Consider the following 12,342-nt stretch of genomic DNA (forward strand, 5'->3'; position numbering starts at 1 on the left):
GCCTGTGGCGAAACCCAACAAGCCAATGCCGGTCAGATCCCTGGCACTGGCCTTCGCGATGGCGATTCCTTACCATCGCACGCCTTCCAATTCCAAGGCCTTACAGGCCCTATCACGCCCCGCATCTGCCGGGTGTCCGTCTTGTTCGATTCAGGTAACCCATGAAAATCGCCCGTCTGCGCGCCGACATCCTGGCCGGTCTCACGTCTTCGTTCGCGCTGGTGCCCGAATGCATCGCCTTCGCCCTAGTAGCTCAGGTCAACCCGCTGATGGGCCTGTACGGCGCCTTCTTCATCTGCCTGATCACTGCGCTGTTCGGAGGCCGCCCCGGCATGATCTCCGGTGCGGCGGGCTCCATGGCCGTGGTCATCGTCGCCCTGGTGGTGCAGCACGGCGTCGAGTACCTGCTGGCCACCGTACTGCTCGGCGGCCTGATCATGACGGCCTTTGGTTTGCTGCGCCTGGGTAAGCTGGTACGCATGGTGCCGCACCCGGTGATGCTCGGTTTCGTCAACGGCCTGGCCATTGTCATCGCAACGGCGCAGCTGGAACACTTCCAGCACGACGGCCGCTGGATCGAGGGCAACGCCCTTTACCTGATGATTGGCCTGGTGGCGCTGACCATGTCCATCGTCTATATCCTGCCGCGCCTGACCAAGGCGATTCCGCCGGCCTTGGCGGCGATCCTCAGCGTCGGCCTGCTAACCTACTTTCTGCAGCTACCCACGCACACCCTGGGCGACATGGCCAAGATCGCCGGCGGCCTGCCGATACCAGCGCTGCCGCAGATTCCTTGGACACTGGAAACCCTGAAGATCATCCTGCCCTACGCTGTGCTGATGGCCATGGTGGGCCTGCTGGAAACCCTGCTAACCCTCAACCTCACCGACGAGATTACCGAAAGCCGCGGCCACCCGGACCGCGAATGCGTGGCCCTGGGCGCGGCCAACATCGCCTCGGGCATGTGCGGCGGCATGGGCGGCTGCGCGATGATCGGCCAGACCATGATCAACCTGAGCTCCGGCGGTCGCGGCCGGCTGTCCGGCATCGTTGCCGGGGTGATGATCCTGCTCTATATCCTGTTCCTGTCACCGCTGATCGAGCTGATCCCGCTCGCCGCCTTGGTCGGCGTAATGTTCGTGGTCGCCCAGCAGACCTTCGCCTGGGCCTCGCTGCGGGTGCTTGGCAAGGTGCCGATGAACGACGTGCTGGTGATCGTCGCAGTGACCATCATCACCGTGCTAACCGACCTGGCTACGGCGGTGCTGTGCGGCATCGTCATCGCCGCACTGAATTTCGCCTGGCAGCACGCCCGCGAACTGTATGCCGAAACTCGTCTCGAAGCCGATGGCAGCAAGCTCTACCTGCCCCGCGGCACGCTGTTCTTCGCCTCGACCACGCAGTTTCTCAACCAGTTCGACACCGCCAACGACCCCGAGCACGTCACCGTGGACTGCCGCCACCTGAGCTTCGTCGACTACTCGGCCATCGCTGCCCTGATGACCCTGCGCGAGCGCTACACCAAGGCCGGCAAGCACCTGCGCGTGGTGCACCTGTCCGAGCGTTGCAAGCAGCTGCTCAAGCGCTCGGGCATGCATCCGGCCTGAGGCCCAGGGGGGCTGCGTTGCGGCGCAGGCTCAGGCCACGCGCACGGTCAGGCTGTTGGAGCCGGTGCCCAGGGTGCTGATGTCATCCTTGGGCACTACGTAACCTTCTCCTTCGCCCACGGCGTCGCGGTAGTAGTCGATCACCGGGTCATCGAAGACCTCCGAGGTGGTGGTCTTCTTCAGGCCGTAGACATTGCCCTGCTCATCCCGCGCCTTGATGGCATCCGGCGCGTCGCTGACGATATCGTCCAGGGTGCCGGACTTGGCACCACCGTCACTTGGCTCGATGGTCATGCGCGCGTTGTTGCCCTCGATATAACTGACGTCATAGAAGGTCTGATTGCCGTCAACCCCGCCGTTGAAGGCCACTTCGCCCAGCGTCACATGGGCACCGTCGCCGGCCGTGCTGCGGAAGTTGCCGGACCAGCCCGTGGGGAAACCCTGCGCCAGCGTTTCGCCGGGCTGCAGGGTGATGGACGGGATACCGGCCTGCCCCGCATTGGCGGTGAATTCGATGGTCAGCGGCGTATCGCCTTCGTTGACGAAGGTCAGGCTGTTGCCCTCGGGCATCGCGGCTTCGTGGGCGACGTTGTCGGTGAGCGTGACGGGCGGCGAGTGTTGGTCAACCACGGGGTCATGGTCGACCAGCGCCTGCTGCTGCGGCGGCAATTGCCCCAGGTTGGCGGGCGCCGGCGGCGGCGGTGCCTCGCCCGGCATGACCCCCGGCATCATCAACTGCAGCACATCCAGCTCGTTCTGGTAATGCTGCGCCAGGGCCTCGTTGCCGGCGGCCTTTGCCTGATCGCGGGCCTGTTCGCGGCGGGTCCACTCGCCCTGCCAGGCGCCAGTCAGCGCGGCATCGAATTCAGGGCCCGGATCACCCTGCCCCGGCACCGTGTTCAATTGCCCGACATTCTCGACGCTCATGCTGGCTCCTCCGCTCAAGCCCTGTTGTGCAAGAAACACTAGCGACAAGCCGAGCCGGTGCGCTGTGAAAAACTGTTAAACACGACGAGCTTCATCCGCCCGCCAGTCGCGCTGCTGGCCGCAGCCACGCTGGCTATCGCTGCAGCGCTTCCTCGTTCACGCATTTTCCCCGGCCGCGATTGCAATCAATCTGTCATCCGCGCCTCGCACAGTCCCGGTTGCCGCGGCGCAACCGCGGCCATCGTGCTTGTAGCGGCTCCATGCTGGAGTCGTGGTTGTCAGGCAACCCTCATACCTCTGGTCGAATGGAGCCCACCATGAGCAGCATCCCGCGTCTGTCGAAAACGCCGCCGTCCTCCTCCGAAAAAACCTTCGATGCCAACCTGGCCCTTGCCCAGACCAAGCCGCGCCAGGACTACAAACCTGCTGCGCCGGACGCCAAGGCGCCGGCCCTCGGCGACTACAAGCACATCGGCCCGGCCAATGAGGTGGCCAACGACACCATCCGCTACGAGACCCACAGCGGCGACAAGATCATCGTGCTGCGCTCCACCTCCCCGGCACTGTTCGAGCAGGTGAAAAAGGATTTCGAGACCCTCAAGGCGCTCAACCAGGCCACCGCCGAGGGTGACCGCCGCGCCGGCAAGGACGACAAGGCGTCGGACAGCGTGCGCGACTACCAGACCATCGAAAGCCTCTCCCCGGAGGTGATCCGCTACCGCAACAGGGACGGTGAAGGCGTGGTGCTCGCCAGGGCCGACAACCCGGACCTGTTCGACAAGCTCAGCGGCCTCAAGGAGTCCCTCGATGGCATCGCGGCCAGCGAGGAGGACGGCTACCGCCGCGCCAGCGACAACGAGACCTGGCCGCCCTACAGTGGCCTGGGCGTTGGCAAGGTCGATGAAATGGGCCCCGGGGTGATCCGCTATCACAACGGCGACGACAAGGTGGTGCTGCACAAGGACGACAACCCGGGCCTGTTCGACTACCTGAGCAAGATGGAAAAACTCATCAGCAACCCGGACTCCCGCGGCGCCATGGACCGCGCCCAGGCAGATGGCCACGGCCTGCTCGAGCGCGACGGCGAGGCCCCGCCCTACCCCGACTACAAGGCCATCCGCTGGGAAGGCAACCTGGGCGACAACGGCCTCATCACCTACGAAACCTGGGAAGGTGACAAGGTGGCGGTCGCCGAGGCGGTCAGCCCGGAACTGTTTGCCCAACTCAAGAAGAACGCCGAAATCATGCTCAAGGCCAACGAGCAGGAGAAGGAAGGCTACGCCATGCTGCACCCGGACGATTACCTGACCAGCGAGGAGATCGCCGGCGCTACCATCGGCCCTGAAGGCGAAGTGGGCGATGGTTACGTGCGCGCCGAAATCTTCGATGGCGACAAGAGCCGCAAGATCATCGTCTCCCGCGAACTGAGCCCACAGATGTACGAGCGCCTGGTCGCCGAAGACCAGGGCCGACGCAACAACCTCGAGATGGTCGATGACGCGCGCGGCGACAGCAAGCTGCCGAGCACCGGCGAGCTGGATATCGGCAATATGGAGACCCGGGAAAAAGACCCCAAGGACAACAAGCGCACCCTCACGGTCAGCGAACTGACCTGGCAGAAGGTCATCGACGGCTGGAAAAAGGGCATCGAAGACGGCGCGATCAAGGATGACGACGACCGCGCCAAGATGTTCCGCGCCCTGCGCGCCCAGGGCGCCCTCGACGGCGGGCTCGACATGGTCACCCTCGACATCAGCAAGGGCCAGGGCACCGCAGGCACCAAAGGCGATGACTTCGAAACCATCATCGACGGTCGCAAGGTCGACGAGCAGCTGACCACGCTGTTTTCCAGCGAAGCCGTGCAAAAGGATTTCCTCGAAGCCCAGAAAAGCGCCCTCGACGCCCTGCCCAACAAGGACGAGGTCACCAAGAAACTCGAAGACATGGCCTTCAGCGAGGACTACGTCAAGCACATCCGCGACCTGCAGGCCGACGAGAAAAACGACCTGGCCGCCGCCGACATCCGCGAAACCTATGCGCAACTGGCCATCGCCAACCCGGAGAAGGCCGCCGAGTTCGCCCAGAAGCTGCAGCTCGACGCCACCATCGTCGACCTCGACAAGCTCATGGCCAATCCCGAGTTGATCAACGACGGCAACCTGGCCCTGGCCACCCAGGACGTGGTCAAGACCGTACTCACTGCCCTGAAAAAAACCGGTGTCGACTTGCCACGGCGTACCGCCGAAAGCCTCGACAAGTTCATCAACGAATTCCTCGGCGACAAGCAGACCGCCAAGGATTTCGGCAAGGCATTGCAGGAGCTGGGCGACCGTTTCATTAAGAACGGCGAAATCACCCAGGGCGATATCGACGACCTGATGAAAAAGGACGTTTACCAGGCGCTCAACGAGAAGACCGGCGGCGGCATGCTCTCGGCCATCAGCGTACTCAACAGCAACGGCGCCCTGGGCTCTGCCGGCGGCCTGATATCCCTGGCCTCTGGCATCTACCAGATGGCCGGCGGCAAGCTCGGCGGTACCCCCGAAGAGCGGCTGGCCATCGCCAAGGACATGGTGGCGTTCTTCGGCGCCAGCCAGCACTTCGTCAACCTGGGCACCAACATCATCGACAAGATCAATGGCAGCCACGTCAATGCCATGCTCGGGCTGGACAAATCGCTACCGGAAATCTTCGGCAAGGACCTGCCGGAGAACCGCCCGTTCACCTCCGAGATCGGTGCACGCTTCCAGACCAACCTCGACGAACTGCTCGCCAGCGTGCCCCTGGCTGACGACGCGAAAATGGCGGACAAGCTCAACCTCTCCAAGGACGATTACAAGGCCGTCATCAAGGGCATGAAGGAAGGCTTCAGCGGCACGCCGGTACTGGCCGACGCCAACGCCTTCAGCCGCGGCGCCGGTGCCTTCCTGCGCGTACTCGACGCCGGTGCCAATACTTTCGTCGGCGTGGCCGATACCGTGCTTGGCGGCTTGATGATCAAGAAAGGCGCGGACAGCGGCGACAAGGCAATGATCGCCCAGGGCGCCATCACGGTGGCCGCCGGGGCCTTTGGCGTAGGCGGTGGTGCAGCCTCGGCCGGCGCCCTGGCCAAGCTCAGCTTTGCCCGCGCCGCAGTCGGCCCGCTGTTCTGGATATCCGCCGCGCTGACCATCGCTACCCTGCCCTTCACCATCATCGAGGACATCAAGTACAACAACAAACTCGATGACTACCGCGACAGCCTCAAGGACCTGTTCACGGATCTGGAAGGCGACGACCTGCTCACCGACGACGGCCTGCAGCGCTTCGAATTCCTCGACGAATACATGCACAGCTACGGCCAGCGCGACGCGCCGGACGACGAAAGCATCTTCGAGTACCGCAGCGACGAGTGGGATTACTTCGTCGACAGGGGCCACACCTACTGGGACGGCCAGCACGAGGACTACAAGGGCGACGGAGATAACCTGGATACCGTCATGGATCGAGGGTCAACTGTGGCCTCGTGAAGCAAGGTCGGGATGGGATAAGCGGCAAAGCCCCAGGCGCTCCCACGTCCTTCATGGGAACGCCTGGTTAGTGGGCACTACTCGCCGGAAAGGCATATAGGGCAGACCGGACGCGCAGTCAACGCGAAGCGTGGCCAACACATTTGGCATCGTGAGATCGGCAGGATCGTCCCGAAACCCTGGCTTCTGCAGACGAGCCGGGTATTGACGCTCAGCGCCTGCGCGACGTCTGCCGCGGCTGCAGCGCATCGAGCGCCGGAGCATTGTCGCGGGCCCAGCCGTAGATCATCTCGATGGGCTCGATCAAACGCTGGCCGAGTTCGGTCAGCGAGTAGTCGACCGTGGGCGGTACGCTGTCGTGCACCTGGCGGTCGATCAAGCCGCTGGCCTCCAGCTCGCGCAAAGTCTGCACCAGCATCTTCTTTGAGATACCGGGCAGGCTACGCTGCAGCACGCCGGTACGGGCAGTGCCGCCGTGGCGGGCATGCAGGGTGTGCAGAATCATGCTCGTCCACTTGGTGGCGAACAGTTCGAGTACGCGTCGCGGCGCGCAGTCTTCGCGCCATTGTTCATCGGGAGTGCCGGGTTGCATCGGGGTGGTTACCTTTTGGTGCCGTCTTGGTTTGAGTCTCTAGCGTCGCTATGGTGCCAATACTCGTTCTTGTGGAGGAATAGATTCATGGCACATCACGCACTGGTCGTCGGCGCCAGCGGCATCGTTGGCAGCGCCACATCGCGCCTGTTGGCTGAACAGGGCTGGCAGGTCACCGGCCTGGCTCGCAAGCCGGGCACGGCCGAGAACGTCACGCCACTGGCGGCCGACCTGCTCGACCCCGCCTCGCTGGCCAGCGCCCTCGAAAGCCTGAAGCCGACCCATGTGTTCCTGACCACCTGGGCGCGGCAGGCCACCGAGGCGGAAAACATCCGCGTCAACGCGGTGATGGTCCGCAACCTGCTCGACGCCCTGCGCCCGGCGGGCAGCGTCAAGCACGTGGCTCTGGTCACCGGACTCAAACACTACCTCGGCCCATTCGAAGCCTATGGCAAAGGCGTGCTGCCGCAAACGCCATTTCGCGAAGAACAGGGCCGCCTGGACGTGGAGAACTTCTATTACGCCCAGGAAGACGAAGTGTTCGCCGCCGCCAAGCGTGACGGCTTCACCTGGAGCGTACACCGCCCGCACACCGTCACCGGCGTGGCGGTCGGCAATGCCATGAACATGGCGACCACCCTCGCCGTCTACGCCTCAATCTGCCGGGAAACCGGTCGCCCGTTCCGCTTCCCTGGCTCAGCCGTGCAGTGGAACAGCCTGACCGACATGACCGATGCCCGCCAATTGGCCAAACAACTGCACTGGGCCTCGACCACTCCGGCGGCGGCCAACCAGGCATTCAACATCGTCAACGGTGACGTATTTCGCTGGAAGTGGATGTGGCAACGCATCGCCGAGTGGTTCGGTATCGAAGCTGCGCCCTTCGATGGCGAGCCTGCACCGCTGGAAGAGCAGATGGCCGGTGACGCCGCAACCTGGCTGGAACTGGTCGCCAAGCACGACCTGGCCGAAGCCGACATCACCCGCCTGATCTCCCCGTGGCACACCGATGCCGATCTGGGTCGCCCTATCGAGGTGGTCACCGACATGTCGAAAAGCCGCAAGCTGGGGTTTGTCGATTACCAGGCCACCGACGATGCGTTCTTTGCGGTATTCGAACAGCTGCGTGCGGCCAAGCTGATTCCCTGACCAGAACGTCATTACAATAAGGGAGCTCACTCGGGCTCCCTTTCCAGACGCTTCGCGGCGCATCGACCTGTCATTCGACGCTTGTAAAAGCCACCCCAGCGCTTCGTTAACCTGAACCAACCCGCCCTTTTTCGCCCTAAGCAGAACCGCTGCAGGGAAAGGGAATCGGGCTGTCGTGGCCGGTTGGCAGCGCAATCGGGTTTGGGAATTTGGGCGCTTTGCCCTATCCTCGCGCCCCTTCGAAAAAGACGACCACAGGAAGACGCCCGTGTCTGCATTGCTTGACGCCTTCTCCGGCCTGCTCTGGACCTACCTTGCCATCCCCATGCTGCTGCTCAGCGGGGCTTACCTGACCTGGGTCTGCCGCGGCGTACAGGTGCGCATGATCCCGGAGATGTTCCGGGTGATCACCGAGCGCAATCACGGTGACCAGAAAGCCATTTCCTCTTTCAAGGCCTTCACCATTTCCGCCGCCTCGCGCGTTGGCACCGGCAATATCGCCGGCGTGGCCACGGCCATTGCCCTGGGCGGACCCGGTGCGGTGTTCTGGATGTGGGTCGTGGCCCTGCTCGGCGGCGCCACCGCCTTCGTGGAGTCGACTCTGGGCCAGTTGTACAAGTCCGACAAACACTACCGCTACCACGGCGGGCCGGCCTATTACATTCAGCGTGCCCTGGGCTGGCGCTGGCTGGCGATCACCTTCGCGGTGATGATCAGCATAACCTACGGCCTGGTGTTCAACTCGGTGCAGGCCAATTCGATCATCGACGTGATGCAGACCTCGTTCGGTGGCGAAGACGGCAACCAGAACCTGAACTGGATACTGGGCGGCGTGCTGACCCTGATGACCGGTGCGATCATCTTCGGCGGCGTGCAGATCATCTCCAAGGTCTCGGTGACCGTGGTGCCGGTGATGGCGGTGATGTATCTGTCGCTCGGCGCCCTGGTGATCGTGCTGAATATCGGCCAGGTGCCGGCGATGATCGGCGAGATCTTCGCCCATGCCTTCGGCCTGCGCGAAATCGCCAGCGGCGGCGTCGGTGCGGCGATCATGATGGGCATGCGCCGCGGCCTGTTCTCCAACGAAGCAGGCATGGGCTCGGTGCCCAACGCCAGCGCAACGGCCTCGGTGTCGCACCCGGTCAAGCAGGGCCTGGTGCAAACCCTGGGCGTGTATTTCGACACCATGGTGATCTGCACCATGACCGCGATCATCGTGCTGCTGGCCGACCCCAGCCACGCTTACGGTGACGCCACCATGGGCGCCAGCCTGACTCAATGGGCGCTGGCCGAGCAGTTAGGCAACTGGGCGCTGCACTTCCTGACCCTCGCCATTCTGCTGTTCGCCTTCACCTCGGTGATCGGCAATTACTACTACGGAGAATCCAACATCCAGTACATGTTCGGCAGCAAGCTGTTGCTCAACCTGTTCCGCTTGGCAGTGATGGCCTTCGTGATGATCGGCTCGGTGGTGCAGATGTCCGTGGTGTGGTCCATGGCGGACGTGTTCATGCCGCTGCTGGCCCTGACCAACCTGATCGCCATCGTGCCGCTGGCCGGCACCGTCGCGCGGCTGCTCAAGCATTACCGCGAGCAGCGCCAGCGCGGTGTGGAGCCGGTGTTCCACCGCGATGACATGCCAGACCTGAAGAACGTCGAGTGCTGGGACGGCAGCGACCATGTCACCTGCGCAGAGACCTATAGCGAATCAGCCAGCAAGGCGCCTGCGAACTGACGACGTACGGCGGCACCAACGAACGCCGACCAGCACAGGTCGGCGTTCTGTTTTCTGAACCGCTTACCGCTAGGTGGCCCGCACGCTAAGCAGGCGCACACCCAGGCCGATGAACAGTGCGCCAGTCAGACGCTTGATTGTCGCTACCCAGCGCTGCGCGCTGAGGCGCTTGCTGAAGCGAAAGGCGGCGAAGCAGTAAAGCGAGTGCACCACCACCACGATGGCAGCGATGGTCACGTACATGACCGTGAACTGCAGCACTAGCGAGCGCTCGGCCTGCAGAAACTGCGGCAGGAAGGCGCACAGAAAGATCATCGTCTTGGGGTTGCTAGCCGACACCAAAAACGCCTCGCCGGCAATACGCCAACCGGCTACCACAACGGCAGCGGATGGCTCTACTGAAGCTTTCCCGGCGGCTGCCTGACGGGCGAACAGCTGGCGAAGCCCGAGATAGATCAGGTAGCCGGCGCCGATGATCTTCAAGGCAAGAAAGGCCGTGGGCATGGCGATCAGCAGCGCGCCTACGCCCAATGCAACGCCGGAGGTAACCAGCAGTTGCGCCGTGAGGTTGCCGAGCAATGTGGCGCCCATGGCGTTTGGGCCGTGGCGCAAGGCATTGCGCACCACCAGCAGCACATTCGGCCCAGGCGACAGCGTGGCGGCCAGGTAAGCCAGGAAAAAGGTGAACCAGAGATACAAGGCCATGGCGGTGGCTCGTGAGGGCGAACGGGCCTGATCCTAACAGTAGCCAGATATGTCAGGTAGCACGGATTTTCAGCCGGCGGGTTACGCCAGCCCCAAGCTGCTCCCAGCCTGCTGCTCCAGCCAGGTGAGCAAATTGCCTGCCTCCAGCGGCCGCGAGATGTAGAAGCCCTGAGCCTCCTGGCAGCCCCAGTCGCGGATCACCTTGAGGGTGTCTTCGGTCTCGATGCCTTCGGCGACCACGCGCTGGCCTAATTCCCTGGCCAGGCTGATCAACGCGCGCACGATGTTCCAATCCTTTCCACCTGGCTGCAGGTCATCCATGAACGAGCGGTCGAGCTTGACGATGTTGGCTGGAATGTCGCGCAGGTAAGACCAATTGCTGTAACCGCTGCCGAAATCGTCGATGGCGATTTCCACGCCTATGGCCTTGAGCCGTTCTATCTGGGTGATCACCACCGAGAAATCGCCGATCAGCGCGCTTTCGGTGAACTCCACTTCCAAGCAGGAGCCGTCTAGCTCATTGCGCGCCAGCAGGCGGACGATCTCGTCGGTAAGGTGATCATTGTTCAGGTCTTCGGCAGACACATTGATCGCCACCTTGAGATCGACGCCCTCGCGACGCCAGGCGTTGATCTGGCTGATCGCCTGGTTGATCACCCAGAAGCTCACCGCGTGAATCAGCGGGGTTTTCTCGGCCAGCGGAATGAATTCGGCTGGGCTGACTTCGCCCAAGGTTGGGTGCGTCCAGCGCAGCAGTGCCTCGACGGAGAGGCACTCGCCGCTGTGCAGATCGACGCGCGGCTGGAACACCAGACGCAGTTGGTCATGGGCGCGTACCGCATCGGCCAGGTCGTTGAGCAAGCGGGTACTGCGCTGCTGCGCGGCGTCCATCTGCTCGTCGTAATAGGCCCAGCCCTTTCCCGCCTTGCGCGCCTCATCGGCTGCGCAAACGATCAGGCGCAACCAGTCGCTGGGGACTTGATCCGGCTCCAGGCGCAGCACACCGATGCCGATCTGTGGCAGCACCGGCAATTCCTGACAATGAATCGGCTTGCTGAACGCCTCGGCCAGGGTAGCGAACACGGCGGGGGCCTGCTCTATCTGATCGCCTGGCACCACGCAGGCGAAACGCAGCGTGCTGATCTTGTAGAGCTCCCAACTGGCCGGAAGCAGACTTCGCAGAGTGTTCTTCACCGAGAGGGTGAAATCGGTCAGGAATTGAAAACCCAAAGACTTGAGCATGTCGTTGCGCTGCGCTGGCGACACCAGCTCGATCGCCAAGGCCAGCGCAGTTTCGCCGCGCTCAAGGGCATCACTGATGTCTTCGTCCAGCTTGGCATGATTGAACAACCCGGTAGTGCCATCAACAAAGGCAGCAGTACGCATTTCGTCGAGCCGGGCGATAGCCAGGCGGGCAATCTGCTGCAGCATCGCCATATCGGCGGCGGACATCGGCGAGCGTGGCTGGGTATCGATTACACACAGGTTGCCGAGCACCAGACCGCCCTCAAGTACCAGCGGCACACCGGCGTAGTAGCGGATGCCGGGCTCACCGGTGACCAGGTTGTTGTAACGAAAGCGATCGTCCTGCAGCGCATCGCACACCTCGACGCTTTCGCCGGTGGCCACGCTGTAAGCGCAGAAGGAATCAGCGCGCGGGGTTTCCGGGCGGTCGACGCCGAAGCGTGCACGGAACCACTGGCGATTGCGCTCGACAATGGTGATCAGGCAGATGGGCGTGTTGAAGTACAGGGCGGCGATCTTCACCACTTCGTCGAGAAACGCATCAGTGTTGCTCTCGACGAAACACGGGTGCGCGTCTATCAGCCGCTGGCGGCTCAGCTCGTTCAACGGCAGGGGGGGATATGGCGCCCGCATCTTTGCTCTCTCGGTTGTTGCACGCAAAAGACGGGTGCCGGAGTCCTTTTCGTAGACCGTTCACCCGATGATAACCAAATGACATCACGCCTAATACGGAGTTGCCTAAATAATTGCGACCGTCCAGCTGTTGAGAAATCGACGCATCGCCGAAGAGGCCCTTGGGCAGCGCACAGATCATCAGAAACTGCGAAAATATGGCTGAACGCGGTGCGGCTTAGGTGTCTCTTACCTAGCAGA

Annotated in this window: 8 protein-coding genes; 4 read left to right on the forward strand and 4 right to left on the reverse strand. The window is 62.9% G+C overall.

Translation table 11 applies throughout. From position 1 onward, the window contains the following. The first annotated feature begins 161 nt into the window (after positions 1–161). Positions 162–1,607 carry a SulP family inorganic anion transporter gene (locus PVA39_RS14065; protein WP_274124569.1) on the forward strand — a complete coding sequence of 482 codons (1,446 nt, stop codon included), beginning with the start codon at positions 162–164 and terminating at the stop codon, positions 1,605–1,607. Positions 1,608–1,637: 30 nt separating this feature from the next. On the opposite strand, the gene PVA39_RS14070 is transcribed toward PVA39_RS14065, so the two are convergent. Continuing rightward, positions 1,638–2,534: a hypothetical protein gene (locus PVA39_RS14070; protein ID WP_274124570.1), complete on the reverse strand. Its 897-nt coding sequence runs from the start codon at positions 2,532–2,534 to the stop codon at positions 1,638–1,640. A gap of 317 nt (positions 2,535–2,851) precedes the next feature. Between PVA39_RS14070 and PVA39_RS14075 the strand changes: the two genes are divergently transcribed. Beyond that, the gene (locus tag PVA39_RS14075; RefSeq protein WP_274124571.1) at positions 2,852–6,043 is read left to right on the forward strand and encodes a hypothetical protein; all 3,192 of its coding nucleotides are present in this window, start codon (positions 2,852–2,854) and stop codon (positions 6,041–6,043) included. A gap of 211 nt (positions 6,044–6,254) precedes the next feature. On the opposite strand, the gene PVA39_RS14080 is transcribed toward PVA39_RS14075, so the two are convergent. Continuing rightward, entirely contained in the window at positions 6,255–6,635 is a 381-nt protein-coding gene (locus PVA39_RS14080; protein ID WP_274124572.1) for a winged helix-turn-helix transcriptional regulator, read from the reverse strand. An 87-nt stretch (positions 6,636–6,722) separates the two neighbouring features. On the opposite strand from PVA39_RS14080, the gene PVA39_RS14085 reads away from it, so the two are divergent. Both PVA39_RS14085 and PVA39_RS14090 read left to right on the forward strand, forming a co-directional pair. Next, on the forward strand, positions 6,723–7,784 hold the full coding sequence (locus tag PVA39_RS14085) for an SDR family oxidoreductase (protein ID WP_274124573.1): 1,062 nt from the start codon (positions 6,723–6,725) through the stop codon (positions 7,782–7,784). Positions 7,785–8,052: 268 nt separating this feature from the next. Beyond that, entirely contained in the window at positions 8,053–9,519 is a 1,467-nt protein-coding gene (locus PVA39_RS14090) for an alanine/glycine:cation symporter family protein (RefSeq protein ID WP_274124574.1), read from the forward strand. A gap of 69 nt (positions 9,520–9,588) precedes the next feature. Here the strand turns inward: PVA39_RS14090 and PVA39_RS14095 are convergent, their stop codons facing one another. Continuing rightward, positions 9,589–10,224: a LysE family translocator gene (locus PVA39_RS14095; RefSeq protein ID WP_274124575.1), complete on the reverse strand. Its 636-nt coding sequence runs from the start codon at positions 10,222–10,224 to the stop codon at positions 9,589–9,591. Between the two features lie 81 nt (positions 10,225–10,305). Then, positions 10,306–12,102, reverse strand: coding sequence for a sensor domain-containing phosphodiesterase (locus PVA39_RS14100; protein ID WP_274124576.1), 1,797 nt, complete (start codon positions 12,100–12,102; stop codon positions 10,306–10,308). Positions 12,103–12,342: the final 240 nt, after the last annotated feature.

Origin of the sequence: Pseudomonas sp. CNPSo 3701 (assembly GCF_028674975.1) — a bacterium.
Classification (GTDB): Bacteria; Pseudomonadota; Gammaproteobacteria; order Pseudomonadales; family Pseudomonadaceae; genus Aquipseudomonas; species Aquipseudomonas straminea.

Coding starts and splice junctions, on each gene's coding strand:
- PVA39_RS14065 (WP_274124569.1), top strand. CDS start 162: ATGAAAATCGCCCGTCTGCGCGCCGACATCCTGGCCGGTCTCACGTCT.
- PVA39_RS14070 (WP_274124570.1), bottom strand. CDS start 2,534: ATGAGCGTCGAGAATGTCGGGCAATTGAACACGGTGCCGGGGCAGGGT.
- PVA39_RS14075 (WP_274124571.1), top strand. CDS start 2,852: ATGAGCAGCATCCCGCGTCTGTCGAAAACGCCGCCGTCCTCCTCCGAA.
- PVA39_RS14080 (WP_274124572.1), bottom strand. CDS start 6,635: ATGCAACCCGGCACTCCCGATGAACAATGGCGCGAAGACTGCGCGCCG.
- PVA39_RS14085 (WP_274124573.1), top strand. CDS start 6,723: ATGGCACATCACGCACTGGTCGTCGGCGCCAGCGGCATCGTTGGCAGC.
- PVA39_RS14095 (WP_274124575.1), bottom strand. CDS start 10,224: ATGGCCTTGTATCTCTGGTTCACCTTTTTCCTGGCTTACCTGGCCGCC.
- PVA39_RS14100 (WP_274124576.1), bottom strand. CDS start 12,102: ATGCGGGCGCCATATCCCCCCCTGCCGTTGAACGAGCTGAGCCGCCAG.